The organism is Leisingera methylohalidivorans DSM 14336, assembly GCF_000511355.1.
Lineage (GTDB): Bacteria > Pseudomonadota > Alphaproteobacteria > Rhodobacterales > Rhodobacteraceae > Leisingera > Leisingera methylohalidivorans.
This window is the reverse complement of record NC_023135.1, coordinates 1424520-1449019: the sequence shown is the minus strand read 5'-3', so window position 1 is coordinate 1449019 and position 24500 is coordinate 1424520. Positions and strand designations below refer to the sequence as shown.

The following is a 24500-nucleotide window of genomic DNA, read 5'->3' as shown; positions in this document are numbered from 1 at the left end:
AAGGCGATCATGGAAACGGATTGGATTCAAGGGTTGGCAGGCGGTGTGCTGATCGGACTTGGCGGTGCCGTCTATCTTTTGGGCAACGGCCGTATAATGGGCGCCAGCGGCATCCTGGGCGGGCTGCTGGATGGCAGCGGCCGCAGCTCTGCAAAGGAACGGCTGGCCTTTATCGCAGGCGTGATTGTCATGCCGCTGCTGATTGGGCTGTCGGCCGGCTCGCCTGCTACCCATGCCACCAGCAACGCTGCCATACTGATTGCCGCAGGCGTGCTCGTCGGCCTTGGCACACGGATGGCCAACGGCTGCACATCCGGTCACGGGGTCTGCGGTGTTTCCCGGCTGTCCTTGCGTGGTATCACCGCGACGGCAGCTTTCATGCTGGCAGGCATCCTGACGGTGGCCATTCTGCGCCAGGTTCTGGGAGCCATCTGATGCTGCGGATTATTCTGGCGCTGATTGCAGGCAGCCTGTTTGGCGCAGGGCTGATGCTGTCGGGCATGACCGACACCGCAAAGGTACAAGGATGGCTGGATATTTTTGGCCATTGGGATCCCACGCTGGGCTTTGTGATGGGCGGTGCGCTGCTGCCGATGGCACTGGCTTGGCGGCTGGCAGAAGGACGCAAGCCTGCCGCCGGGGGCAGCTTCCCCGCCCTGCCGCGCGCAGGGCCGGACCGGCGGCTGATCCTCGGATCCATTCTGTTCGGCGCGGGATGGGGCCTGGCGGGGTTTTGCCCCGGTCCCGCAATGGCCTCGCTCAGCTACAACGGCTGGCAGGGCGCGCTGTTCCTATCGGCGATGGCTTGCGGCATGATAGCTGCTCCCAGGATCAGCCGGCATCTGGACCGCCGCGCAGCAAACGCGTAAAGACTCGGGATATGGATGCACGCGTAATCACCCCCCGCTATTCGGTCTCGCCGCAGATATCGGCTGAAGACCTGCCCGCCATTGCCGACGCCGGCTACAAGACGGTGATCTGCAACCGCCCGGACACGGAAGTGCCGCCCAGCCATCAGGCAGAGGCGATCCGCACAGCCGCCGAAGCCGCCGGGCTGCGGTTCGAGGTTCTGCCGCTGACGCATCAGACCATGACACCGGAGAATGCCGCCCGCCAGCGGGCGCTGTACGAAGAATGTGACGGTCCTGTGCTGGCCTATTGCGCGTCCGGTACCCGCTGTTCGGTGGTCTGGGCGCTTGGCCAGGCATGCGATATGTCCGCCGATGACATTCTGCAAAAAACCGGAGCCGCCGGCTATCAGCTGGAAGGGCTGCGCCCAGCATTGATCTCCATGGCTGACAGTTAATTCCCCGGAAAATCTGCCTGCCCAATATGTGGCGGGCAAAGAGCCCGTGTCCGGCCACTGTCGCGAAGCGGAATTTGGCCGAAACCGCCCCCGCCTTCTGCGCAGGAACGGATCACAGGTTGCTTCGGACTTGAAAAAGTCGGGCCATGCCGCCTGCGACGCCGGCTGACCCTCGCTGCAATGTCCTAGGCTCCAATTCCCGGATCCTGCTGCGCGCAGAGAAGGCCGTCAGAGCGGAGGGGGTCGTCAGAACGATGCTGTCAGTGGAGTTTCTTCAGTAGATCAGCGGCGTCCAGCCAAGGCGCCATCCAGTCCGGCCAGCTGCGAGATTTCAGCCGCCGCATCCTCGGGGGCAAAATTCCCCAGATCGACAGAAGGCAGATCAGGCAAGTCAGGCAACCCGCCATCCAATCCATCCAGTCCATCCATGCCCAAAGCGCCATCGCCGCCGAGACCAGCTAAGTCCATCGGGTCCACACCGCCCATGCCGCCGTCAAAACCGCCGCCGCCAAGGGCAGGAAGCCCGCCGCTGCCTTCGTCCAGGTCAAATCCGGCGCCACCCAGCCCCGGTGCCGCTTCCAATGCCGGCAAACCCCCATCGTCCATCGGATCCTGCAGCCCTTGTGCCGCAATTCCCATATCGAGTGCCGGAGGCCCGCCGCCCATCAAATCGGTGTTTGCCCCGTCGGAGAACCCCATTCCATCTGCCCCGGCATCACCCGCCAGCCTGGCCCCGGATTGATTCAGCCTGACTGCACGCGCCCCGTTCATCTGGCCCAGCCGCCCCTGTGCAACAGACTGGCCGCCAATGGTCAGCAGGTCGGTTTCATAGAGAAAGGCGGAATCCAGCGGCAGCGAATCACCGACCTTGAGACCAGCAAAATCCCTCAAGGGCACCCGCATCTTGCACAGAACAGCCGTCAGCTCCGCCCGGATAGCGCCCAGGTTGCGGCCCAGTGACGGGCCCTGCGCACCGTTGCCCTGGCCGTCCTGAAGTTCTTCGGCCGTCGGTTCGGGAAGCACCAGCTTCATCACGCCCTGCATGGCGCCGCAGGCGAGGTCCAGGTTCAGCTCGATCACCCGGTAATCCTCAGCCTCCATGCCAAGAACCAGGCTGCGCACATTTTCAACCTGTGCGCCAAAGCGGTAACCGGTGAAGATTGCCTGATCAGCGTGGCCGTCCAGCATCGCGAACACCTTGGCAAAAGTGGTTTCCAGAAACTCCGCCGTCATCACTGCGTCTGTCGGCGTATAGTGACGCTCGTCCGGTGCTTTGCCCATCACCGTGCCAATTGTCTGCTGCTGGATCAGCGCCGTCACCGTGGCCGCATCCATGCTGGCAGCCCCCATCCTGCCATGCGGGCAATCCAGCACAACCAGCAGATCCTTGTCCGACAGCTGGGCAGCCAGGTCTTCGGAAATACGGTTGGACTGCCGCGCCGCCAGTACCGCCACCGGCAAACCGCACAGGTCCGCAGCCGCACGCGCAACCGACCGGCGCAAAGCCTTCAGCGTCAAAGAGCTGGCAAGCGCTCCAACACCTTCCTTTGTCGCTGCCAGCTTGCGTGCAAGCACACCTTGCTTGCCGCTGCCTGCCTCTGCTGCTTCAGTCTCAGACATAGGCTGTTTCAACCTGCCTCTTGCACGTCCCGTTTCCCCGGTTTTAACCGAAAGGGGGTTAACAACTCCTGTATTTCAGGCCGGGTTATGCAGCCTTTTCCCCTGCTGCGGGTAAGGAAACCCGGAACGCGCCGCCGCCGTACCCCGGCAGATAGGAAACATTGCCGCCCAGCCGCTGCATGACCTCCCGGCAAATCGCCAGGCCAAGCCCGGCCCCGCCTGCCCGCTCGGGGCTGACGCGCGAAAATTTTTCAAATATCATCTGTTGGAATTCTGCCGGCACGCCGCTGCCATTGTCAGTGAAGTCGATCTGCAGCCACCCGTTGCTTGCTGTGGCGGAAATGGAAAGTTCCGGTTCCTCGGCATCGCAATATTTCTGAGCGTTGGCGATCAGGTTGATGAACACCTGCGCCAGCCGGTCCAGATCAGAGGAAAGGCGGAACCCTTCCGTTGCAGGATTGCGGCGGACTTTGAGCGGACGGTCCGATCCCGCCAGTGCAGCGGAAACGGCGTGGTCCAGCACGTCCGGCAGGGTGCCCGCGGACATATTCAGGCTCACTTGGCCGTTCTCCAGCACACTGAGGTCCAGAAGATCGTTGAGCAGCCGGGTCAGGCGCAGCGTTTCGTCATGAATGATCCCGGCATAGCGGCGCTGATCCTGCATGCTCAGCTGACCGTCATCGCGCAGAATTTCCGAAAACGCACGGATCGAGGTCATAGGCGTGCGCAGTTCATGGCTGACCTGGCTTAGGAAGGCGTCCTTCTGTTCCGAAATTTGCGTCAGCTTTTCATTTGTTTCCTGCAATTTGCGGGCAGTCGCTGTCAGTTTCGCCGACTGTGCCTCCAAGCGGCTGGAATACTCCAGCATCTGGGCGGTTTCATCCGCAACCGCCAGCAGATCCGCAACCGAAACCGAGGAGCCCCCGGCGATCTGGCCAATCATCGCATGCGCTGCCGCCCCGCCGATGGACGCGCTCAGCTCGCGCTCCAGCCGTTCCAGAAAGGCCGGTGTCGGCTCAGGAAGCGGACCGCGTCCTCCCTGGCGCATCCGTTCCCGCTGGAAAAATGCCTGTGCTTCGGACGCTCCCAGAATGCGCTGCGACATGATCATCAGATCTTCGCATTGCGCCACAGATCCGGTCCAGCCGCGCGGGCCTGCGGAATGATCAAACACATTGACATATTGCGCCACCTGCAGCCGCTCCAGGGGGCTGGGGAAGCTCATCAGAGAGACCAGGCAGAACACCAGCGCATTGAGGCTCATCGACCACATCACGGCGTGCACCGTCGGATCCATCCCCTCGATCCCGAAAAGCGCCTCCGGACGCAGCCAGCTGAGACCGAACAGACCATCGCGCAGGATTTGCTCCGGCAAGAGCCCGCCGCCGAGTGCCGGCAGCAGCATGGTATACAACCAGATGGCAAACCCCACCGAAAGCCCGGCCAGGGCGCCGCTGCGGGTGGCGCCGCGCCAGAACAGCCCGCCGACCAGCGCGGGCAGGATCTGCGCCACCCCCGCAAAAGAAGTGAGGCCGATGGCAGCCAGCGCCGCGGCGCCGCCGGACAGGTGGTAATAGAAATACCCCAGCAGCATGATCACCGCGATCGACACCCGGCGCGACAGCAGCACCACATCGCGCACATCGCCGGAGACCGAGGCCCGGCGGCTTTGCAATCGCAGCCAGACCGGCATAACGATGTGGTTCGACACCATTGTCGACAGCGCCATGGCGGCCACAATCACCATCGACGTGGCCGAAGAAAATCCGCCCAGAAAGGACAGTACCGCCAGCCCTTTCTGGCCCTGCTGCAGCGGCACCGTCAGCACGAACATGTCCGGATTGGCACCCGCTGGCAGCAGCTCCAGCCCCACCGCGGCAATCGGCACCACAAACATCGACATCAGCAGCAGATACAGCGGAAAAGCCCAGCTGGCGATCCGCAGGTGGCGCTCATCTTCGTTTTCGACCACCATCACCTGGAACATCCGTGGCAAACAGACAAAGGCGGCGGCGGCCAGAAAGGTGATCGTGGCCCAGCGGCTGCCATCTACGTTCCATTGGCCGATCTGCGAGGCATCTATTCTTTGCAGTGTCTCCGCAACCCCGCCGGCCACTCCCCAGACGACAAACACGCCAACCGCGAGCAGCGCCGCCAGTTTAACGATCGCTTCCAGCGCCACCGCGGTGACAACCCCGTGGTGGCGTTCATTGGCGTTCAAATTACGGGTCCCGAACAGGATAGCAAACACCGCCAGCCCCGCTCCCACCCAGAAAACGGTATAGGTCTCATTATGACTGCGCAGCGGGTCGGCCTCGGCAAAGATGGCAAAAGACAGGGTGATGGATTGCAACTGCAGGGAGATGTAAGGGGTGACGCCAATCACCGCGAGGATCGTCACGCCGGCTGCCAGCAGGTTCGACTTGCCATAGCGCGAAGACAGAAGGTCCGCGATGGAAGTGATCCGCTGGCTGCGTCCGATCCTCACCAGTTTCCGCAGGCCCCACCACCAACCGATCATCACCAGCGAGGGACCAATGTAGATCGTCACAAACTCCAACCCTGACCGCACCGCATAGCCTACCGCGCCGTAAAAAGTCCAGGCTGTGCAATAGATTGACAACGACAGCGTGTAGATCAGCGGCGAGCGCATCCAGGCAGCGCTTTTGCCGCGGGTTGCCATCCGGTCGGCCCAGAAGGCAATGAAAAACAAAAAAGCCACATAGGCGAGACAGGCAACGGCAAGCATATTGAGGGAGGCCATCAGCTGTCCTCCGCTCCGTCCGGAGCCCCTGTCCCGTCCGGCCCGCCGCCGGTCCAGTGATCGGCCCACCGCTGCACTGCGAGACTAAAGGCAAAACAGGCGCCGATCAGGCCGATCCAGACTGCAAAAACATAGATGAAGGCTGTCGACATGCTGACCCCGTCCCGCGCGGCCGGATGGGTCGAGGCTTCCGGCCACAAAAGCGGCAGCGCCAGCAGCAGTGCGCCCAGAACCGGCAGCAGCCGGGCAATGTCCATCAGCCGGCGGCGGCGGTAGGTCTGGCGTTCCGCGCGGGTGCCCGTCTGCTTTTCTGCGCCGCCGTCCCGGATCATCCCAGCCTTATCCCTGGCCGGCCTGGGCGTGCAGGTCGCGCACCGCCGTCAGCACTTCGGCGTTGGAGAAGGGTTTGGTCATGAAACGCGTCACCCCGGCTTTTTCCGCCATTTCCCGGTCGCGCATCTGGCCCCGGGCTGTCAGCATCAGCACCGGCAAAGCGCCCATGCCGTCCTCCATGCGCAGCTCGCGGACGATCTCCAGACCGCTTTTGCCCGGCAGCATCAGGTCCAGAATCACCAGATCGGGATCTGCACCGCGGATCACCTCCACCGCGGTGGCACCATCGGTATGCGCATCCACGCTCCAGCCGTCCCGCTCCAGCAGAAACCGGATGGCTTCGGTGATATTCGGCTCATCTTCGATCAGAACAACATGCCTGCCCATCAGCAGAATTTCCTCCCGGCGCTGCTTGCCGGCCCGGCCGGCCCGCAGACGCATTCATTTTTGTGCAGGTTAGCCCCGTGCCGGTATGACTGTCAAAACTCTTCCTTCAGGATCGACGGCTCGCGCCGCGCCGGACAGCCCTGGCGCGGGCAGATCCGGCAGCTGGCGCCCACCAGCTGCGGATCCTGTGCATCCTTGACGCCCGGCAGGATCAGCATAACCGCCCGATACTGCGGATCAGCCCCGAAATCCGGCATCTCCTGCGCCCAAGCCACTGCCATGCAGTCAAAGGCTGCCGCGTTGCGCCCCTGCTGCAGCACATTGCGCCGCACGGGAATATTCGGATGCACAAGCGCGGTGTACAACGGCCACAGCGGGCAGGATGCACCGAAACGCGGCATCGCAAATCCGGCCACTGGCTTGCGGAACAAAAGCGTGCCTGAGGCATCGCAGACCACCAGCCCGGCCTCCTGCCCAAGCACCTCCTCCGGAAGCGCAGCGAGACGGCGCAGCACGGCTGGCAGCCCGCATTTGAAACGGCGCGCGATCGTCACCGGGGCAACCCCACCCGCCTGGATTTCCTGCGCCAGCGCCTGCAGCGGCATTGCCCGGGCATCCGCCCGGTATTGAGCCAAGGCTGCCTGTGCCACACTGCGGGCCGCCGGGCTTGTCAAAGCAGAGGCAGTCTGGACCAGCTGCTCGGGCCCGGCGGAACCATCCTCAAGTGCAGGGAAGTGAAACCCGTTTTCCTGAAAGAAGGCCTCGGCTTCTTCCTGCGGCATGCCCCGGCGGCCGTCGCTGCTGTCGCCCTCGTCCAGGAAATTCACCAGCGCCCGGCTGCTCTCCGACAGGCGCAGGGAATCTTCATTGAGGTTTTTGTGGAACCGGTCGCGCCACTCGGGCTCCAGCTCGCCGGTTTCAGCCAGGATCGACGCCGTGGAGCGGATCGCCGCAGCGGTCGACAGCACCTCATGCACCGAGGCCGCCAGGTTCGGGTCATGGGTCAGCCGGTCCGACAGGGTTTCCACCGTGCGTTCCAGCGTGGCAATGCGGCGATGACCGGTTGCCAGCACCTCGGCCCAGCCCGGAAACCGGCCGGCAAATTCATCAACCCGGTCCAGCTCGGCCACCGGCACGCCGCTGTCTGCCGCCGCCTCCCGCAGGGTGGAGACCAGCGCCGCTTCGGCGCCCTCGCTCAGCATCGACGGCTCAACCCCCAGAACACTCGCGATATCAACCAGCAGCTTGCCGCCGATTCTGCGCCGGTTGTGTTCGATCAGGTTGAGGTAGGAGGCGGAAATCCCCGTTTCGCGCGCCAGTTCCGCCTGGCGCATCCCGAGGATCAGCCTGCGTTCGCGGATCCGGCTGCCGGTCAGGGTATCGCGTGCCATTCCGTGGGGTCTCCCAAAACACTGTCTTTTCAACGGCTTTCTGCATTGCAATATAACAAAATTTACAGAACACCACAGAATACTGTTCATTTCTTTACAGAATTTTCAAGCTGTAAAAGGGTATTATTGTCAGAATTTACACATCGCACCCATACTGACTTTGCACAAATTGTGCTGGTGCTGCGCGGAAGTGAGGAGCTGCAAGGCACCATTCATATTAGGGAGGAATACATGTCTGAATTTGACGCATCGCGCCGCAGAGTCTTGAAGACCGGTGCAATCGCAGGCGCCGGTGTGGCGCTGCCGACCATCTTCACCGCCTCTTCCGCCGCGGCCTTTACCAATGAACCGACCGGCGGCACAGTTACCCTGGGCTTCAACGTGCCCCAGACCGGCCCCTACGCCGACGAGGGCGCAGACGAGCTGCGCGCCTATGAATTGGCGGTCGAGCATCTGAACGGCGGCGGCGACGGCGGCATGATGAACACCTTCAGCTCCAAGGCGCTGCAAGGGAGCGGCATCCTGGGCAAGAAGGTGGAATATGTCACCGGCGACACCCAGACCAAATCCGACGCCGCCCGCGCCTCTGCCAAATCGATGATCGAGAAAGACGGCGCAGTGATGATCACCGGCGGCTCGTCCTCGGGCGTTGCCATCGCCGTGCAGGGCCTGTGTCAGGAAGCCGGCGTGATCTTTATGGCCGGCCTGACCCACTCAAACGACACCACAGGCAAGGACAAGAAAGCCAACGGCTTCCGCCACTTCTTCAACGGGTACATGTCGGGTGCGGCGCTGGCGCCGGTTCTGAAGAACCTTTATGGCACCGACCGCACCGCCTATCACCTGACTGCCGACTACACCTGGGGCTGGACCCAGGAAGAATCGATTGCAGCCGCCACCGAGGCGCTGGGCTGGAGTACCGTGAACAAGGTCCGCACACCGTTGGCCGCGACTGACTTCTCGTCCTACATCGCGCCGGTTCTGAACTCGGGCGCAGACGTTCTGGTGCTGAACCACTATGGCGGCAACATGGTGAACTCGCTGACCAACGCGGTGCAGTTCGGGCTGCGTGACAAGGTGGTGAACGGCAAAAACTTCGAAATCGTCGTTCCGCTCTATTCCCGCCTGATGGCCAAGGGGGCTGGTGCCAACGTGAAGGGCATTCACGGTTCCACCAACTGGCACTGGACGCTGCAGGATGAAGGCTCCATGGCCTTTGTGAAATCCTTTGGCACCAAATACGGCTTCCCGCCAAGCCAGGCCGCCCACACCACCTACTGCCAGACCCTGCTCTATGCGGATGCAGTGGAACGTGCAGGCACCTTCAACCCATGCGGCGTTGTCGAAGCACTTGAAGGGTTTGAATTCGACGGCTTGGGCAATGGCAAGACCCTGTACCGCGCCGAAGACCACCAGTGTTTCAAAGACGTGCTGGTTGTGCGCGGCAAGGAAAACCCGACTTCGGAATTCGACCTTCTGGAAGTGGTCGAAGTCACCCCGCGTGCACAGGTGGAATACGCGCCGGACCACCCGATGTTCGCCGGCGGCCAGCTGGGCTCCTGCAACCCGGGCGCCTGAGCCCCGCCACTGGCACCGGAGTTATGCAATAATTCCGGCCCGGATTCTGCACAGGAATCCGGTTGCGCCGCATCGCGGGTCTTCCGGCATTGCCGGAAGACCCCTCCCTGACCTGATGAACGGTGGGACCCATGGACGCCATTCTCCTGCAAATCCTGAACGGGCTCGACAAAGGCTCGGCCTATGCGCTGATCGCGCTGGGTTTGACACTTATCTTCGGCACGCTGGGCGTGGTGAACTTTGCCCATGGGGCGCTGTTCATGATCGGCGCCTTCTGCGCCGTCACCCTGCAGCGCATTCTGAATCTCAGCTTTGAAACCGTCGACGAAACCCAGACCGACTTTCTGGGCAACCCGCTGAAAGTGAAAACCCCTTATGTGGAGGCCTGGTTCGGCCCCGAGTTCGGCGGCTCCATCATCGACTGGGCAGTGCCGCTGGCGATCCTCTTTGCCATCCCGGTCATGATCGGTGTCGGCTATGTGATGGAGCGCGGGCTGATCAAGCATTTCTACAAGCGCCCCCATGCGGACCAGATCCTGGTGACCTTCGGACTTGCCATCGTGCTGCAGGAAGTCATCAAGTATTTCTATGGCGCCAACCCGATCCAGACCCCGGCCCCGGATGCGCTGAACGGGGTGATGAACCTGGGCGCCATCATTGGCATGGACATCATCTATCCGGTCTGGCGGGTGGTCTATTTCTTCTTTGCTGTGCTGATCGTCGGCGGCATCTTTTCCTTCCTGCAATTCACCACCTTCGGCATGGTGGTGCGCGCCGGCATGGCAGACCGCGAGACCGTGGGCCTACTGGGCATCAACATCGACCGCCGCTTCACGATCATGTTCGGCATCGCTGCTGCAGTCGCCGGCTTGGCCGGGGTCATGTACACCCCGATCAATTCCCCCAATTACCACATGGGCATGGACTTCCTGGTGCTCAGCTTCGTGGTGGTGGTTGTCGGCGGCATGGGCTCCCTGCCCGGTGCTGTGCTGGCCGGCTTCCTGCTGGGCATACTCGAAAGCTTTGCCTCGATGAACGAGATCAAATCGCTGATCCCCGGCATCGACCAGATCATCATCTATGTGGTCGCGATCATCATTCTGCTCACCCGTCCGCGGGGCCTGATGGGCCGCAAAGGCGTGATGGAGGATTAAGACATGTTCGGACTGGATAAAAAAGACACCTCTATGCTGATCATCGTCGCCTTCCTGACGCTGTTCGCCCCCTTCATCCTGAACCCCTTCCCCACGGACAGCGCCATGGCGCAGTTCAACGCGGGTTATCCTGACCTGATGCAGCGTTTCGTGATCTTCGGGATCTTCGCGATCGGCTTCAACATTCTGTTCGGCCTCACCGGATACCTGTCGTTCGGCCATGCGGCCTTCCTCGGCGCCGGATCCTACTCGGCCGTCTGGATGTTCAAACTGGTGGGCATGAACGTCATCCCGGCGATTGTTCTGTCAGTCATCGTGGCAGGCCTGTTTGCGCTGCTGATCGGTTTTGTCAGCTTGCGCCGCTCAGGGATCTACTTTTCGATCCTGACACTGGCCTTTGCCCAGATGTCCTTCAACCTCGCCTATTCGGTTCTGACCCCGATCACCAATGGAGAGACCGGCCTGCAGCTGACGCTGGAAGATCCCCGCATCCTGGGTGTGTCCGCCACGGCTGACGGCTCGATCCCGGTGACCAGCCTGTTCGGGCTGGAGATGCGCTCAACCTTCGAGCTTGCCGTTGGCCCCTGGGCCTTTCAGTTCAACGCCGGCTACTACCTGTGCGCGCTGATCCTGCTGGCGGCCTTTTACCTGTCGATCCGCATCTTCCGCTCGCCCTTTGGCATGATGCTGCGGGCGGTTAAGTCGAACCAGCAGCGGATGAACTACACCGGCCTCAACACCCGGCCCTACACGCTGGCGGCCTTTGTGATCTCCGGCATGTATGCAGGGCTCGCAGGCGGGCTGATGGCCTCGATGGACCCGCTTGCCGGAGCTGAGCGGATGCAATGGACCGCTTCAGGCGAAGTGGTGCTGATGACAATCCTTGGCGGTGCCGGCACGCTGATCGGCCCGGTTCTGGGCGCAGGCTTCATCAAATACTTCGAGAACATCTTCTCAAAAATCAACGACAACGTGCTGCACAGCTGGTTCAGCTTCATGCCCGACGGGATGGAGGATGCCGCCGTCTTCCTGCTCCATCCCTTCATCGGCAAAGGCTGGCATCTGACACTGGGCATCCTGTTCATGCTGGTGGTGATCTTCCTGCCCGGCGGACTGGTCGAAGGCGGCCAGCGGATCAAGGGCTGGCTCAGCCGCCGCAAGTCCAAGGACAGCGATACGTCCAGCGAAACCAACCCCGCGGAATAGGGAAACAAAACAATGGGTATCCTTGAAGTCAAAGACGTGGGGAAACGGTTCGGCGGCCTGCAGGCACTGTCCGAAGTGAACCTCAGCGTAAAAGAAAACTCGGTCCACGCGATCATCGGGCCGAACGGTGCGGGCAAGTCCACCCTGCTGAACTGCCTGGTGGGCAAGCTGATCCCCGACACAGGATCCGTGATGTTCGACGGCCAGTCGGTGCTGGGCCGCGCGCCTTACGAGATCAACCAGATGGGCATTTCCCGCGTATTCCAGACGCCCGAGATCTTTGGCGACCTGACGGTGCTGGAAAACATGATGATCCCCTGCTTTGCCAAGCGCGACGGCGCGTTCGAGCTGAACGCCCTGTCGTCGGTGCTGCAGCAGAAGGACATTCTGGAACGCGCCGAAGCGATGCTGGTGGAGATGAACATGGCGGACAAGCGGCACATGCACGCCGCCGCCATGTCCCGCGGCGACAAGCGGCGGCTGGAGATCGGCATGTGCCTGTCACAAGAACCGCGCCTGTTGCTGCTGGACGAACCTACCGCAGGCATGGCCCGGGCAGATACCAACAACACAATCGACCTGTTGAAACAGATCAGCGACGAGCGCGACATCACCATCGCGATCATCGAGCACGACATGCATGTGGTGTTCAGCCTGGCCAACCGGATCACCGTGCTGGCCCAGGGCATGCCCCTGGTCGAGGACGATCCGCAAAACATCCGCGGCAACCCGAAGGTACGCGAAGCGTATCTTGGCGAAAGCGCGTAAAGGAGAAACCGACATGAATGTGAAACCCGATTTCTCCAGAAGCGCCAATGCCGCCACAACCGCGCCGGCCTTCCTGTCGGTCTGGGATGTCCACGCCTACTATGGTGAAAGCTACATCGTGCAGGGCATTAGCTTCAACGTCCACGAAGGTGAAATCCTGGCCCTTCTGGGCCGCAACGGCGCTGGCAAAACCTCAACCCTGCGCTCCATCGCCCGCACCGGCTCCCCCTTGGTGACCCGCGGCGAGATCTGGCTGGATCACAAACCGCTGCACAACATGGAATCGTACGAGGCCGCGTCCGTCGGCCTGGGCCTTGTGCCCGAAGACCGCCGCATCATCCCCGGCCTGACGGTCGAGGAAAACCTGCAGCTGGCGCAGATAGCGCCGCCCGTCGGCTGGTCTCTGGAGCGTCTGTACGACCTGTTCCCGCGTCTCGGTGAACGGCGCAAGCAGGAAGGCGTGACCTTGTCAGGCGGCGAACAGCAGATGCTGGCGATCGCCCGCGCGCTGGCCCGCGACATCAAGGTGCTGCTCTTGGACGAACCCTACGAGGGCCTTGCCCCGGTGATCGTCGACGAAATCGAAAAGACCCTTATCCACATCAAGGAACAGGGCATGACCACCATTATTGTCGAGCAGAATGCGGTCCGCGCGCTGGAACTGGCTGACCGCGCGGTGATCCTGGATACCGGCGGCATCGTCTTTGACGGCACCGCAGCCGAAGTTCTGGAAAACGAGGAACTGCGCTCCGAATATCTGGCGATCTGAAAATTCTTCCCCGTCATGCAGGCCTTTCGCGGGTCTGCACCGGCTGCCTGAAGCCGGCTCTGATCAGGGCCGGCCGATTTCGCCCACTGAGACACTCAAAGGTCCTCCGCCAGACGTTTTCTAAGCTCGGTTTTCAATACCTTGCCATAATTGTTCTTGGGCAGCGCCCCGATGCAGATATAGGCCTTGGGGCGTTTGAAACGGGCGATCCGGCTGTTGCAAAGGTCATCCAGCTCGGCATCCGCTGCCTCCCCTACGACAAAGGCCACAACTTCCTCGCCCCAGTCCGCATGGGGCCGGCCCACCACCGAAACCTCGCGCACCCCAGGATGCAGCAGCAAGACTTCCTCGACCTCACGCGGATAGACGTTGGAACCGCCGGTGATGATCATGTCCTTGGAGCGGTCCTGCAGGGTGAGGTAGCCATCGGCGTCCAAAACCCCCATGTCGCCGGTCATCAGCCAGCCATCGACCAGTGTTGTGGCAGTGGCCTCCGGGTTGTTCCAATAGCCGGGCATCACAACATCGCCGCGCACCATGATCTCGCCGTGGCTGCCAGCGGGCAGGAATTCCCCCTCCGGTGTGCCGATCCGCACCTCAACCACGCTTTGCGCCCTGCCGACACTGGCCAGCCGCTCACGCCAGCGCGGGTGGCTTCGGTCCTGCACATCGTGGCGCGGCAGCGCCGTGATTGCCATCGGGCATTCGCCCTGGCCGTAGACCTGCACGAACTTCGGGCCGAAATGCTCCACCGCCTCCACGATGTCGGTCACATACATCGGCCCGCCTGCGTAAACCACGGTGCGCAGCCCCTCGCCCTTACGGCCCAGCCGCTTGGCTTCCGAGGTCATCCTTGTGATCATCGTGGGCGCTGCAAACATGTGAACACGGCCGAAATGCGCTGCCAGATCCAGAATCTCCGCCTCATCAAATCCGCCCGAAGCCGGGCAGACATGCGCAGCCCCCGCCAGAACATGCTGAATTGCATAAAGCCCCGCCCCATGGCTCATCGGCGCGGCATAGAGCGCCTGATCCGCCGCGCTCACCTGATCAACGTCAGCGAAATAGGCAATTGCCATGGTTGTCAGCATCCGGTGGGTGATCATCACCCCCTTCGGCCGCCCGGTGGTGCCGGAGGTATAGAACAGCCAGGCCAGATCTTCGGGCGCGCGGAAAACAGGTCCGGAAACCGGGGCAGCCTGCATGGCTTCAGCATATTCCGCTCCGGCAGTATCCACACAGCGCAGGTCCGCGCCGGCCCCATTCACCGCCTCAGTCAGTCCGGGCGAGGTGAATACCAGCCTGGCACCGGAGTTCTCCAGAATGAATTTAGCTTCCTTGCCATGCAGCTTGGCATTGACCGGCACCGCCGCCGCACCCGCATACCAAATGCCATAGAGCGCGATCAGGTAGTCCGGGCAATTTTTCATGAAGATGCCAACCCGGTCCCCCGGCTGCACAGCCTGCACCTGCAGCCAGCCGGCCACCGACGCCGCACGGGCGTGAAAATCTGAATAATCCGCAACCTGCTCCCGCCCCAGAAACAATGCAGGCCGCGCCGCGTCCGCCGCCGCCATGCGCTGCAACCATACTGCAATGTTCATCCGTCTATCCCTTCCGGCTTGCCTGCGGCGTGTGTCGCGGCACGCAATCAGCCCCTTCAATTCCGCAGAAAGACCGGGGTAGAAACACCATATGAGCGATCTTGCCTTTGACCATGCCCCTGTGGGCCTTGCCGTGCTGGAACGCCGCGTCATCACGCGGTGCAATCTGCAGTTTGCTGCGACCTTCGGCGGAACAACCGCAGACTACACCGGTTTGCCGATTGCCGACCTCTACCCCAGCCAGGAGGATTTCAACCGCATCGGTGCCCTGCTCCAGCAGCCCGAGGCCAAAAGCGGCAGCTACAGCGACGAGCGCATCATGCGCCGCCGTTCTGGCGCATTGTTCTGGTGCCGGGTGCGCGGTCGCTCGGTCACGCCCGAGGCGCCGTTTCAAACCGGCATCTGGTCGTTCGCCGATATCTCTGAGGACCGCCCCGTGGTCTCGCTCACCCCGCGCGAGCGCGAGGTGGCAATCCTCACCTGCAAGGGTCTGTCGGCCAAGGAAATCGGCCAGCAGCTCGAATTGTCCTACCGCACAGTGGAAAGCCACCGCGCGCATCTGCTGCAGAAATTCGGCGCCCGCAAGCTGCCCGAACTGGTGGCCAAATTGACCGGCATGCCGCTGTGAGATAAAAACCAGTCCGGCAATTGCAAATCCGTCAATCTGCCTTCATGTTACAGCCCGGGTCGACGGTGCTTTCCTTGCGGTAATCCTTGCCCTATAAGCGCCCTAATTTCCGGCCCGCCTGCACTGGCGGGCCTGTCGGACTTGGCTGAGGAAAATATGACAAACAAATCTCACGAAGCGGACGTGGCATTCATCAAGGCGCTGGCGGAACTGCTGCGCGAAAACGACCTGACCGAGCTGCAGGTCAAACGGGACTATGGCGACGACGACAGCCTGAATGTGCGTGTCTCCCGCCAGACCGCGATGGCCGCGCCGATGCAGGTTGCCGTGCCTGCCACTGCTGCTGCTCCGATTGCAGCCGCTGCCCCTGCTGCCGCTGCAGCCCCCGCCGCCGCCAGCGACGACCCGGCCAACCACCCCGGCGCCGTGACCTCGCCGATGGTCGGCACGGTCTATCTGCAGGCCGAACCCGGCTCGCCCGCCTTCATCTCCGTGGGCCAGAAGGTGAGCGAAGGCGACACCCTGCTGATCGTCGAGGCAATGAAGACCATGAACCATATTCCGGCGCCGAAAGCGGGCACCGTGAAACGCATTCTGGTTGAAGACGGCGCCGCCGTTGAATTCGGAACTCCCCTGGCCATCATCGAGTAAGGATCTGCAATGTTTGACAAGATCCTGATTGCCAACCGCGGCGAGATCGCCCTTCGCGTGATCCGTGCCTGCCGGGAAATGGGCATCAAATCGGTTGCTGTGCACTCCACTGCGGATGCCGACGCAATGCACGTCCGCATGGCTGATGAATCGGTCTGTATCGGCCCGCCCTCCGGCAGCCAAAGCTACCTGTCGATACCGGCCATCATCTCGGCCGCCGAGATCACCGGCGCCCAGGCAATTCACCCGGGCTATGGCTTTCTGTCGGAAAACGCCAATTTTGTGCAGATCATCGAAGACCACGGGCTGACTTTCATCGGCCCGTCGGCAGCGCACATTCGCATCATGGGCGACAAGATCACCGCCAAGGAAACCGCCCTGAAACTTGGCATTCCGGTTGTTCCGGGATCCGACGGCGGCGTGCCCGATATCGCCGCGGCCAGGAAAGCTGCCGCAGAGATGGGCTACCCGGTGATCATCAAGGCCACCGCCGGCGGCGGCGGCCGCGGCATGAAAGTGGCCCTGAACGAGAAAGAGCTGGCCTCCGCATTCTCCACCGCACGTTCGGAAGCCAAGGCTGCCTTTGGCAATGACGAAGTCTACATGGAGAAATACCTCCAGAAGCCGCGTCACATCGAAGTGCAGGTCTTTGGCGACGGCAAGGAGACCGGTGTTCATCTGGCCGAGCGCGACTGCTCGCTGCAGCGCCGCCACCAGAAGGTGTTCGAGGAGGCTCCCGGTCCCAGCATCACCCCGGAAGAACGCGCCCGTATCGGCAAGATATGCGCCGACGCAATTGGCAAAATGGGGTATTCCGGCGCCGGGACCGTGGAATTCCTCTATGAAGACGGTGAATTCTACTTCATCGAGATGAACACCCGTCTGCAGGTGGAGCACCCGGTAACCGAGGCGATCTTCGGCGTCGACCTGGTGCGCGAGCAAATCAGGGTCGCCGAAGGATTGCCGCTGTCCTTTACCCAGGACGAACTGGAAATCAACGGCCACGCCATCGAGGTCCGGATCACCGCCGAAAAGCTGCCGAATTTTTCCCCCTGCCCAGGCAAGATCACCCAGTACCACGCCCCCGGCGGATTGGGTGTGCGAATGGATTCGGCGCTTTATGACGGCTATTCGATTCCACCCTACTACGACTCGCTGATCGGCAAGCTGATCGTGCATGGCCGCGACCGGACCGAGGCGCTGGCGCGCCTGAACCGCGCCTTGGGCGAGCTGATCATCGACGGGATCGACACCACCGTGCCGCTGTTCCACGCGTTGCTGCAGGAACAGGATATCCACACCGGCGACTACGGCATCCACTGGCTGGAACGCTGGCTGGAAGATAACCAGCCGGGATAAATTCAGCGGGGCGCGCCATTGGCTGCGCCCCGTTTTACATTTTCCCGCATTTTTCCGGTATACTGCCTTTCACCATGAGCCTGACCGCGGATCTTTTACTGCACGCCTATTCTGCCGGTGTTTTCCCGATGGCCGAACACCGCGACGACCCCGAAGTGTTCTGGGTCGATCCCAAGCGGCGTGGCATCCTGCCTCTGAACGGGTTCCGCATTTCCCGCTCACTGGCCAAACGCATCCGCAACGGCGGCTTTGAGGTCACCGTGAACCGGGATTTCGGCGCTGTCGTGGACGGCTGCGCCGACCGGGCCGAAACCTGGATCAACGGGGAAATCCGCGATCGCTATCTGGACCTGCACCTGATGGGCAACGCGCATTCTCTGGAGGTCTGGCAGGACGGTGTTCTGGCCGGCGGCACCTATGGTGTCTCGCTGGGCGGCGCTTTTTTCGGCGAAAGCATGTTCTCACGCCGCCGGGATGCTTCCAAAGTGGCATTGGCCTATCTGACGGACAGGCTGGTGCAGGCGGGCTACAGGCTGTGCGACACGCAATTCCTGACCCCGCACCTTGCATCGCTTGGCGGGATCGAGGTTACCCGTGCGCGCTACCAGGCCCTATTGCGCGAGGCCCTGAAAACGGATGCCGATTTCACCCGGCCGGCTGTGCCCGGGCCTCAGCTGCTGCTGCAGCGCATGACCCAGACATCGTAGCGGTTGTGATCCAGCGCGTTCAGGGCCGGGCTGGACGCCACCATCCAGCCCTGGAAATGCGTGGCCCCATCGCCGGGGTCCCGCACAGTCAGAAAGGCAAAGGCATCCCCCGTCGGGTTCTCCTTGGGGAAACGGCAGTCCGACACGGTCACCATCAGGCCGAACATTTCCGAACTGGCTCCGATCGCCACTTCCGCATCCATGGTGTGGCCGTTGACCTTGTCCAGCGCTCTCAGAACCGCGGCGCTGCCCTGCGCCGCCGACCGCTCCTGGCCCCAGGCCGGCATGGCCAGCGCGCAGGCCACTGCTGCCGCGGCGAAGCGCATCAAGAACCGCCCTCGCCGCCGCCGGCAACAAACTTGACCAGCAGGGAAATCAGGCTGACCGCACCCTGAGTATCTTCGATCTCATCGCCCGCTTCAAAGGCAAAAGGCGAGCCGCCGGGCATAATCTCAACAAAGTTTCCGCCCAGCAACCCTTCGGAGGAGATCACAACCGCGCTGTCATCGGGGATTTCGATGCCTTCTTTGACAGAGAACATGGTATCCGCGCGGAAGGTTTCCGGGTTCAGGCCGACGCCGGTCACGGTTCCGATCTTGACCCCGGCCAGCCGCACATCGGTGCCGACACTGACCCCTTCCAGCGACCGGAAAGAGGCCTTCAAATCATAGGTCGAACCGCCGCGCGACAGACCGGCTGCCTGGCCGGCATAGACGGCAAAGGCGACAGCAGCAGCCAGCACGACGCCGCCGGCAAAAACTTCGGTAGGATTGTGGGACATGAAATCAGCCTTCTGGCAGATGTTTTACTCGGGCACCCAGGCCTCATAGTCGCGGCGCTCCTTGGGTTCCCCGCCTGCGCGGATCGACCCCGCCGGCGCATAGGCCATCATAGTGCCGGTCAGGTTTTCCTGATGCGGTTTTTCCCAGGGCTTGTGATTCAAGGGCTTCTCGCTCGGCAAATCGTCAAAGGTGCGGTGCAGCCAGCCGTGCCAGTCCGGGCTCACCCGCGAGGCTTCGACTTCACCGTTGAACATCACCCAGCGCTTGCTGTCATCGGCGTTGCGGTAGAACACATTGCCCTGATCATCTTCGCCCACCTTGATGCCTTTGCGGGCGGTGAATATCCGGGTGTTCAGGGTGGATCCGTTCCACCAGGTCACAGCGCTCAGAAGAGTGTTCAGGATTCCCATCGGTGCCTCCGGATTTTTCCGTCTCTGATATGGCCCAATTTCCCGCAAAGGTCCAGTGGCTTGCGCCGTCTCCGAAAGAACCCCGGCGGGAAATGGAAGTTTAGCTTCAAGCGGGTTTAGAGACGCCTTGCAGGATCAGCTTTCCGCCGATGCCAGCGCCGTCACCTCGATTTCGATCCGGAACTTCGGATCAATCAGGTTGCACTCGATCATTGTTGCCGCGGGCGGATTGGCTCCAAAGGTTTCTGCCAGGACCGGCCAGCAAGATTCGAACTCCGCTGCATCCGGCAGGTAATAGTTCACCCGCACCACATCCGCGAAGCTTGCGCCTGCCTTTTCCAGGGCTGCGCCAATGGTGTCCAGCGCCGACCGGCACTGTGCTGCCGCATCATCGCCCTGGCCGACAGTGCCCGCCACATGCACAAACCCGCCAGCCACAACAGCGCGGCAGTAGCCGATTTTAGCCTCAAATTCTCCGCCAGACGAAATCCGTTTGATCACTGTCCTGCTCCATCTTGTTGTCTGAAATATCCTCGGGATTCAGCGGTCTGCCGCTGCGGGGCCAGCGCCCCCATACATCCCGGCTCCAAAAGCAAACGGCGCGGGTAGGACCGCGCCGTTTGCCTTGGATCCTGTGCATTCACCCTGCCGAAGCCGGCTCTTTCTCGGCATCCGCGTGGATCATCAGCGGCTGCGCGTCGGAGGTCACGGCCTCTTCGTTCACAACCACCTTGGTCACGCTGTCCATGCCCGGCAGATCGAACATGGTATCCAGCAGGATATCCTCCATGATCGACCGCAGCCCACGGGCACCGGTCTTACGCTCGATCGCCTTGCGGGCAATCGCGCTCAGCGCCTCTTCGGTAAAGTCCAGCTCGGTGTCTTCCAGCTCGAACAGACGCTGATACTGCTTGACCAGGGCGTTCTTGGGCTGGGTCAGGATGATGACCAGCGCGTCCTCGTCCAGGTCTTCCAGGGTTGCCAGCACCGGCAGACGGCCGACAAATTCCGGGATCAGGCCGAATTTCAGCAGATCTTCTGGTTCCAGTTCCTGGAACACCTCGCCGACGCCGCGGTCGTCATTGTCGCGCACGTCCGCGCCAAAGCCCATTGCCGACCCTTTGCCGCGGGCCGAGATGATCTTGTCCAGCCCGGCAAATGCACCGCCGCAGATGAACAGGATATTGGTGGTATCCACCTGCAGGAATTCCTGCTGCGGATGCTTGCGCCCGCCCTGCGGCGGTACGCTGGCCACAGTGCCTTCCATCAGTTTCAGCAGCGCCTGCTGCACGCCCTCGCCCGACACGTCGCGGGTGATCGAGGGGTTTTCCGACTTGCGGGTGATCTTATCGACCTCGTCGATATAGACGATGCCGCGCTGCGCGCGCTCGACATTGTATTCCGACGATTGCAGCAGCTTCAGGATGATGTTCTCGACATCCTCGCCCACATAGCCGGCTTCGGTCAGCGTGGTGGCATCCGCCATGGTGAACGGCACATCCAGGATCCGCGCCAGCGTCTGCGCCAGCAAGGTCTTGCCGCAGCCGGTGGGGCCGATCAGCAGGATATTCGATTTCGCCAACTCAATGTCCGACCCGGCCTTTTGCGCGTGGTTCAGACGTTTGTAATGATTGTGCACCGCAACCGACAGCACCCGTTTGGCTGTGGCCTGGCCGATCACATAGTCATCCAGAACCTGGCAGATGTCCTTGGGCGTAGGCACACCATCGGTGGCCTTCAGCCCGGAAGCCTTGGTTTCTTCACGGATGATATCCATGCACAGTTCGACGCATTCATCGCAAATGAACACGGTGGGGCCTGCGATCAGCTTGCGCACTTCATGCTGGCTCTTGCCGCAGAAGCTGCAATAGAGGGTGTTTTTGCTGTCGCCGCCTGAATTCGTCGCCATGGTCTACCTTTCAGTCCGCCCGGTCCGCTGCTCCCGCACCGCGGGGCTTCTCAACTTTCTGCCAGCTTAAGCGAGTGCTTAGGCCGCCACAATGTGAAAGTGCGCCCCACACCAAACACGGGGCACACGGCTGTTCACATCCGCAGGCCTTACGCCTGCCCTTCGTCGCCTTTAGCGCGGTTTTCCACAATCTCATCGATCAGGCCGAACTCCTTGGCTTCTTCCGGAGACATGAAATTGTCCCGCTCCAGCGCCTCGACGATCTTGTCGTATTCCTGGCCGGTGTGCTTGACGTAGATCTCGTTCAACCGCTTCTTCAGCTTCAGAGTTTCCTCGGCGTGGATCATGATATCGGTCGCCTGGCCCTGGAACCCGCCAGAGGGCTGGTGCACCATCACGCGGGAATTCGGCAGCGAGAAACGCATGCCTTTTTCGCCAGCAGTCAGCAGCAGCGATCCCATCGAAGCCGCCTGGCCAATCACCAGGGTCGAAACCTTGGGCTTGATGTACTGCATGGTGTCATAAATCGACAGGCCCGAGGTCACAACGCCGCCGGGCGAATTGATGTACATCGAGATTTCCTTGGACGGATTTTCCGCCTCAAGATGCAGCAGCTGCGCCACGATCAGCGAGCTCATCCCGTCATGCACCGGACCGTTCAGGAAGATGATCCGCTCCTTCAGCAGGCGGGAAAAAATGTCATAGGCCCGCTCGCCCCGGCTGGTCTGCTCCACCACCATCGGGACCAGGGTATTCATGTATGTTTCTCTGGGATCAATCATTTCGACCTGCCTGCGTTGCTTATGTCCGGCACCATACCCGACCTTGTGTTACCCGAGTCTTAGTATCGCCACTTTTGACCTGCAAGGGGCGGCAGCCATTTTACGTTGCCGCAAAGCTGCATACTGTGTCGCAATCCGTTGGAACGCTGTCGCTATTCTTGGGCTGCGGCGCGCGGCAGGGCCTTAGGAAACAAACTCAAGTCCGAATTCCACCCGGGGGGCCAAATCCCGGGTGCCACGCTGGGGTTCCGCCATGGCCGATGACAGTTTCGTTCAGAAAGGCGCCGCCGCCAATCTCGCCGTTCCCTTCGAAGGCGAACCGCAGGACTTTTACTTCCTGCTGCTGCCGAAAGCGACGATGCTGCCCGTGGCCGCCGCCATCGAACCTTTGCGCATTGCCAATCAGGTGACCGGCACCCGGCTCTACCGCTGGTACATCATGACCGAAGACGGCCAGCCGCTGCATTGCTCCAACGGCATGGTGATCACACCGGACACGCCGCTTCAGCCCCTGCCCTCGGATTCGCTGGGCTTTGTCTGCGCCGGCGTGGAGCCGCATAACGCAGCCAGCGAGGTCACCCTGAACTGGCTGCGCCGCGAAAGCCGCTTTGGCCGCTCCATCGGCGGCATCTGCACCGGCGCCTTTGCGCTGGCCCAGTCCGGGCTGATCAAGAACCACAAATTCACCCTTCATTGGGAAAACCAGCCGGGCTTTCTGGAGAGCTACCCGAACCTGGAGCCCTCCCCCAACATTTTCGAGATCTCCGGCCCGCTGATGACCTGCGGCGGCGGCAATGCTGCGACCGACATGATGCTGCACCTGATCGAGGAACGCCACGGCAAGCAGCTCGCGATCATCGTCGCCGACATGTGCCTGCACGTGCGCTCGGGCGGTCAGGCCGCACCGCAGAAATCCAACTATGCGGTGGCCATCGGCAGCCGCAACCAGCGGCTGCTGAACGCGCTGCAACTGATGCAGGAATCAATCGAGGAACCGCTGTCGATCGGCGAACTCTGCGACCGGCTCGACATTTCCCGCCGCCAGCTGGAACGGCTGTTCTCGCGCTATCTCAACCAAAGCCCAATGCATGTCTACTTCGACATGCGGCTCAGCCACGCTTTTGCGCTGATGAACGAAACCTCGATGAGCGTCACCGAAATCGCGCTCGCTTCGGGTTTCAACTCAGCCACGCATTTCTCCCGCCAGTTCAAGCGCAAGTTCGGCGCCTCGCCGCATTTCTTCCGCAAGGGCTGGAGCTGACGGGCGGATCGGCCGCCCCGGCTGCCGGCCCCGCAAGAAAAAAGGGCGCCAGCGGCGCCCCCTGTCAGTGTGCAGGCCGTCAGATTCTACTGCGAATAGGACTGCAGATAGGCGATCACGGCTTCGATATCGCTGTCCTTTTTCAGACCCGCGAAGGACATCTTGGTGCCCTTCATGTATTTTCTGGGCTTGGCCAGAAAGGCCGCCAGTTCAGCCTCGTCCCAGACCAGCCCGCCCTCAGCTGCGGTTTTCATCGCCTTGGAATAGCGGAACCCCTCCGCATGGCCTGCAGGGGCGCCGACGATACCGTTCAGAATGGGCCCTGTCTTCGACTTGGCATTGTCCCCGACCTGATGGCAGGCTTTGCACTTCTTGAAGGCCTTTTCGCCTTTTGCGACCAGTTCCGGGTCCGGAACCGCAGTGGTTTCAACAGTTTCGTCAAACACCTGCTCCGCGGCGCTCTCATCCGGCGGCGCAGTTTCTGCAGGTGCTCCGGTGCTGTCCTCCTCCGGCGTCACATCCAGCACCAGGGCGCGCATGGTGATCTCGACACTGTCCTTGCAGTCTGCCATGCAGGGTTCCGGGTTCCAGAAATGCTTTTCCGCCTCCAGCCGGTCATCCAGAATGAACCCATCGGCATTCGGCAGTTCGACATCCATGAAGGTTTCATTCGACAGCACGAACTCCTCATCCACCAGATCATTGGAATAGAGGATATAGGCGGTGATGGCATAGACCTCATCCGCACTCAGCGACTGCGCGTTTCCGAACGGCATCGACCGGTTCACATAGTCCCAGGTGGTCGACAGATACGGCCAATAGCTGCCCACCGTCTTCAGCGGGTCGTCATGGTCCAGCGTGCCCTGCCCGCCTGCCAGCTTGGGCCAGTTGCCGACCCCTTCGGCAAAGTCGCCGTGACAGACCGCGCATTTTTCGGCAAAAACCTCTTCGCCGGCGAACACATCACCCGAACCTGCAGGCAGGCCGGTACCGTCCGGGGCCACGTCCAGATCCCAGGCCGCAACTTCCTCCGGCAGTGCCGGGCGGCCAAGGCCGTATTTCTCTGCCACAGCAGGTGAAACCGCAGCCAATGCAAATGCACCCGCGGCAATAATGCTCCGCCTGGCCACG

26 protein-coding genes are annotated in these 24500 nt (G+C 61.8%); 13 read left to right on the top strand and 13 right to left on the bottom strand.

The features are described from left to right. Window positions 1-9: 9 nt before the first annotated feature. From METH_RS07245 to METH_RS07235, 3 genes are read left to right on the top strand one after another with little or no spacing between them, the layout of a single operon-like run. Window positions 10-435 (top strand): YeeE/YedE family protein, encoded by a 426-nt coding sequence (locus METH_RS07245; protein WP_024089786.1) that lies wholly within the window; start codon window positions 10-12, stop codon window positions 433-435. After that, the gene (locus METH_RS07240; RefSeq protein WP_197538826.1) at window positions 435-869 is read left to right on the top strand and encodes a DUF6691 family protein; all 435 of its coding nucleotides are present in this window, start codon (window positions 435-437) and stop codon (window positions 867-869) included. The genes METH_RS07245 and METH_RS07240 overlap by 1 nt, the downstream gene beginning before the upstream one ends. An 11-nt stretch (window positions 870-880) precedes the next feature. Then, a complete protein-coding gene (locus METH_RS07235) occupies window positions 881-1306 on the top strand; it encodes a protein tyrosine phosphatase family protein (protein ID WP_024089784.1) in 426 nt (141 codons plus the stop codon). A gap of 282 nt (window positions 1307-1588) precedes the next feature. On the opposite strand, the gene METH_RS07230 is transcribed toward METH_RS07235, so the two are convergent. The 5 genes from METH_RS07230 to METH_RS07210 all read right to left on the bottom strand — a co-directional run bounded on the left by METH_RS07230 (window position 1589) and on the right by METH_RS07210 (window position 7801). Beyond that, entirely contained in the window at window positions 1589-2926 is a 1338-nt protein-coding gene (locus METH_RS07230; RefSeq protein WP_024089782.1) for a FliM/FliN family flagellar motor C-terminal domain-containing protein, read from the bottom strand. Window positions 2927-3011: 85 nt separating this feature from the next. Then, on the bottom strand, window positions 3012-5690 hold the full coding sequence (locus METH_RS07225) for an ATP-binding protein (RefSeq protein WP_024089781.1): 2679 nt from the start codon (window positions 5688-5690) through the stop codon (window positions 3012-3014). After that, the gene (locus METH_RS07220; protein WP_024089780.1) at window positions 5690-6022 is read right to left on the bottom strand and encodes a hypothetical protein; all 333 of its coding nucleotides are present in this window, start codon (window positions 6020-6022) and stop codon (window positions 5690-5692) included. The genes METH_RS07225 and METH_RS07220 overlap by 1 nt, the downstream gene beginning before the upstream one ends. A gap of 7 nt (window positions 6023-6029) precedes the next feature. Further along, entirely contained in the window at window positions 6030-6410 is a 381-nt protein-coding gene (locus tag METH_RS07215) for a response regulator transcription factor (protein ID WP_024089779.1), read from the bottom strand. A gap of 92 nt (window positions 6411-6502) precedes the next feature. After that, on the bottom strand, window positions 6503-7801 hold the full coding sequence (locus METH_RS07210) for a helix-turn-helix domain-containing protein (protein WP_024089778.1): 1299 nt from the start codon (window positions 7799-7801) through the stop codon (window positions 6503-6505). A gap of 231 nt (window positions 7802-8032) precedes the next feature. Between METH_RS07210 and METH_RS07205 the strand changes: the two genes are divergently transcribed. The 5 genes from METH_RS07205 to METH_RS07185 all read left to right on the top strand — a co-directional run bounded on the left by METH_RS07205 (window position 8033) and on the right by METH_RS07185 (window position 13276). Continuing rightward, the gene (locus METH_RS07205) at window positions 8033-9379 is read left to right on the top strand and encodes a substrate-binding protein (protein WP_024089777.1); all 1347 of its coding nucleotides are present in this window, start codon (window positions 8033-8035) and stop codon (window positions 9377-9379) included. 131 nt (window positions 9380-9510) lie between these two features. Continuing rightward, window positions 9511-10533 carry a branched-chain amino acid ABC transporter permease gene (locus METH_RS07200; RefSeq protein ID WP_024089776.1) on the top strand — a complete coding sequence of 341 codons (1023 nt, stop codon included), beginning with the start codon at window positions 9511-9513 and terminating at the stop codon, window positions 10531-10533. A 3-nt stretch (window positions 10534-10536) separates the two neighbouring features. Then, window positions 10537-11739 carry a branched-chain amino acid ABC transporter permease gene (locus tag METH_RS07195; RefSeq protein WP_024089775.1) on the top strand — a complete coding sequence of 401 codons (1203 nt, stop codon included), beginning with the start codon at window positions 10537-10539 and terminating at the stop codon, window positions 11737-11739. Between the two features lie 12 nt (window positions 11740-11751). Next, window positions 11752-12507 carry an ABC transporter ATP-binding protein gene (locus METH_RS07190; protein ID WP_024089774.1) on the top strand — a complete coding sequence of 252 codons (756 nt, stop codon included), beginning with the start codon at window positions 11752-11754 and terminating at the stop codon, window positions 12505-12507. 13 nt (window positions 12508-12520) lie between these two features. After that, window positions 12521-13276, top strand: a complete 756-nt coding sequence (locus METH_RS07185) for an ABC transporter ATP-binding protein (protein WP_024089773.1) — start codon at window positions 12521-12523, stop codon at window positions 13274-13276. Between the two features lie 95 nt (window positions 13277-13371). Here the strand turns inward: METH_RS07185 and METH_RS07180 are convergent, their stop codons facing one another. Next, window positions 13372-14880, bottom strand: a complete 1509-nt coding sequence (locus METH_RS07180; RefSeq protein ID WP_024089772.1) for a class I adenylate-forming enzyme family protein — start codon at window positions 14878-14880, stop codon at window positions 13372-13374. 91 nt (window positions 14881-14971) lie between these two features. Here METH_RS07180 and METH_RS07175 point away from each other — a divergent pair, with 91 nt between their 5' ends. The 4 genes from METH_RS07175 to aat all read left to right on the top strand — a co-directional run bounded on the left by METH_RS07175 (window position 14972) and on the right by aat (window position 18225). After that, window positions 14972-15508 (top strand): LuxR C-terminal-related transcriptional regulator, encoded by a 537-nt coding sequence (locus METH_RS07175; RefSeq protein ID WP_024089771.1) that lies wholly within the window; start codon window positions 14972-14974, stop codon window positions 15506-15508. 156 nt (window positions 15509-15664) lie between these two features. Continuing rightward, complete coding sequence (gene accB, locus METH_RS07170) at window positions 15665-16159, top strand: acetyl-CoA carboxylase biotin carboxyl carrier protein (protein ID WP_024089770.1); 495 nt, start codon at window positions 15665-15667, stop codon at window positions 16157-16159. Window positions 16160-16168: 9 nt separating this feature from the next. Further along, window positions 16169-17518: an acetyl-CoA carboxylase biotin carboxylase subunit gene (gene accC / locus METH_RS07165; RefSeq protein WP_024089769.1), complete on the top strand. Its 1350-nt coding sequence runs from the start codon at window positions 16169-16171 to the stop codon at window positions 17516-17518. A 74-nt stretch (window positions 17519-17592) separates the two neighbouring features. After that, the gene (gene aat, locus METH_RS07160; protein WP_024089768.1) at window positions 17593-18225 is read left to right on the top strand and encodes a leucyl/phenylalanyl-tRNA--protein transferase; all 633 of its coding nucleotides are present in this window, start codon (window positions 17593-17595) and stop codon (window positions 18223-18225) included. Here aat and METH_RS07155 read toward each other — a convergent pair. From METH_RS07155 to METH_RS07130, 6 genes are all read right to left on the bottom strand, one after another. Next, complete coding sequence (locus METH_RS07155; RefSeq protein ID WP_024089767.1) at window positions 18189-18551, bottom strand: DUF2155 domain-containing protein; 363 nt, start codon at window positions 18549-18551, stop codon at window positions 18189-18191. The genes aat and METH_RS07155 overlap by 37 nt on opposite strands. Continuing rightward, window positions 18551-19006, bottom strand: coding sequence for an outer membrane lipid asymmetry maintenance protein MlaD (gene mlaD / locus METH_RS07150; protein ID WP_024089766.1), 456 nt, complete (start codon window positions 19004-19006; stop codon window positions 18551-18553). Before mlaD ends, METH_RS07155 begins: the two co-directional genes overlap by 1 nt. A 24-nt stretch (window positions 19007-19030) precedes the next feature. Then, on the bottom strand, window positions 19031-19417 hold the full coding sequence (locus METH_RS07145; protein ID WP_024089765.1) for an NADH:ubiquinone oxidoreductase subunit NDUFA12: 387 nt from the start codon (window positions 19415-19417) through the stop codon (window positions 19031-19033). Between the two features lie 135 nt (window positions 19418-19552). Beyond that, a complete protein-coding gene (locus tag METH_RS07140; protein WP_024089764.1) occupies window positions 19553-19918 on the bottom strand; it encodes a RidA family protein in 366 nt (121 codons plus the stop codon). 139 nt (window positions 19919-20057) lie between these two features. Then, window positions 20058-21326, bottom strand: a complete 1269-nt coding sequence (gene clpX / locus METH_RS07135) for an ATP-dependent Clp protease ATP-binding subunit ClpX (RefSeq protein ID WP_024089763.1) — start codon at window positions 21324-21326, stop codon at window positions 20058-20060. Window positions 21327-21475: 149 nt separating this feature from the next. Beyond that, entirely contained in the window at window positions 21476-22108 is a 633-nt protein-coding gene (locus METH_RS07130) for an ATP-dependent Clp protease proteolytic subunit (protein WP_024089762.1), read from the bottom strand. A gap of 253 nt (window positions 22109-22361) precedes the next feature. Between METH_RS07130 and METH_RS07125 the strand changes: the two genes are divergently transcribed. Further along, complete coding sequence (locus METH_RS07125; protein ID WP_024089761.1) at window positions 22362-23369, top strand: GlxA family transcriptional regulator; 1008 nt, start codon at window positions 22362-22364, stop codon at window positions 23367-23369. Between the two features lie 86 nt (window positions 23370-23455). Here the strand turns inward: METH_RS07125 and METH_RS07120 are convergent, their stop codons facing one another. Then, window positions 23456-24460, bottom strand: coding sequence for a c-type cytochrome (locus METH_RS07120; RefSeq protein WP_425412327.1), 1005 nt, complete (start codon window positions 24458-24460; stop codon window positions 23456-23458). Between the last annotated feature and the right edge of the window lie 40 nt (window positions 24461-24500).

Excerpts from the sequence above, each read along its gene's own strand:
- METH_RS07245 (WP_024089786.1), top strand. The coding sequence starts at position 10 with ATGGAAACGGATTGGATTCAAGGGTTGGCAGGCGGTGTGCTGATCGGA.
- METH_RS07240 (WP_197538826.1), top strand. The coding sequence starts at position 435 with ATGCTGCGGATTATTCTGGCGCTGATTGCAGGCAGCCTGTTTGGCGCA.
- METH_RS07235 (WP_024089784.1), top strand. The coding sequence starts at position 881 with ATGGATGCACGCGTAATCACCCCCCGCTATTCGGTCTCGCCGCAGATA.
- METH_RS07230 (WP_024089782.1), bottom strand. The coding sequence starts at position 2,926 with ATGTCTGAGACTGAAGCAGCAGAGGCAGGCAGCGGCAAGCAAGGTGTG.
- METH_RS07225 (WP_024089781.1), bottom strand. The coding sequence starts at position 5,690 with ATGGCCTCCCTCAATATGCTTGCCGTTGCCTGTCTCGCCTATGTGGCT.
- METH_RS07220 (WP_024089780.1), bottom strand. The coding sequence starts at position 6,022 with ATGATCCGGGACGGCGGCGCAGAAAAGCAGACGGGCACCCGCGCGGAA.
- METH_RS07215 (WP_024089779.1), bottom strand. The coding sequence starts at position 6,410 with ATGGGCAGGCATGTTGTTCTGATCGAAGATGAGCCGAATATCACCGAA.
- METH_RS07210 (WP_024089778.1), bottom strand. The coding sequence starts at position 7,801 with ATGGCACGCGATACCCTGACCGGCAGCCGGATCCGCGAACGCAGGCTG.
- METH_RS07205 (WP_024089777.1), top strand. The coding sequence starts at position 8,033 with ATGTCTGAATTTGACGCATCGCGCCGCAGAGTCTTGAAGACCGGTGCA.
- METH_RS07200 (WP_024089776.1), top strand. The coding sequence starts at position 9,511 with ATGGACGCCATTCTCCTGCAAATCCTGAACGGGCTCGACAAAGGCTCG.
- METH_RS07195 (WP_024089775.1), top strand. The coding sequence starts at position 10,537 with ATGTTCGGACTGGATAAAAAAGACACCTCTATGCTGATCATCGTCGCC.
- METH_RS07190 (WP_024089774.1), top strand. The coding sequence starts at position 11,752 with ATGGGTATCCTTGAAGTCAAAGACGTGGGGAAACGGTTCGGCGGCCTG.
- METH_RS07185 (WP_024089773.1), top strand. The coding sequence starts at position 12,521 with ATGAATGTGAAACCCGATTTCTCCAGAAGCGCCAATGCCGCCACAACC.
- METH_RS07180 (WP_024089772.1), bottom strand. The coding sequence starts at position 14,880 with ATGAACATTGCAGTATGGTTGCAGCGCATGGCGGCGGCGGACGCGGCG.
- METH_RS07175 (WP_024089771.1), top strand. The coding sequence starts at position 14,972 with ATGAGCGATCTTGCCTTTGACCATGCCCCTGTGGGCCTTGCCGTGCTG.
- accB (WP_024089770.1), top strand. The coding sequence starts at position 15,665 with ATGACAAACAAATCTCACGAAGCGGACGTGGCATTCATCAAGGCGCTG.
- accC (WP_024089769.1), top strand. The coding sequence starts at position 16,169 with ATGTTTGACAAGATCCTGATTGCCAACCGCGGCGAGATCGCCCTTCGC.
- aat (WP_024089768.1), top strand. The coding sequence starts at position 17,593 with ATGAGCCTGACCGCGGATCTTTTACTGCACGCCTATTCTGCCGGTGTT.
- METH_RS07155 (WP_024089767.1), bottom strand. The coding sequence starts at position 18,551 with ATGCGCTTCGCCGCGGCAGCAGTGGCCTGCGCGCTGGCCATGCCGGCC.
- mlaD (WP_024089766.1), bottom strand. The coding sequence starts at position 19,006 with ATGTCCCACAATCCTACCGAAGTTTTTGCCGGCGGCGTCGTGCTGGCT.
- METH_RS07145 (WP_024089765.1), bottom strand. The coding sequence starts at position 19,417 with ATGGGAATCCTGAACACTCTTCTGAGCGCTGTGACCTGGTGGAACGGA.
- clpX (WP_024089763.1), bottom strand. The coding sequence starts at position 21,326 with ATGGCGACGAATTCAGGCGGCGACAGCAAAAACACCCTCTATTGCAGC.
- METH_RS07130 (WP_024089762.1), bottom strand. The coding sequence starts at position 22,108 with ATGATTGATCCCAGAGAAACATACATGAATACCCTGGTCCCGATGGTG.
- METH_RS07125 (WP_024089761.1), top strand. The coding sequence starts at position 22,362 with ATGGCCGATGACAGTTTCGTTCAGAAAGGCGCCGCCGCCAATCTCGCC.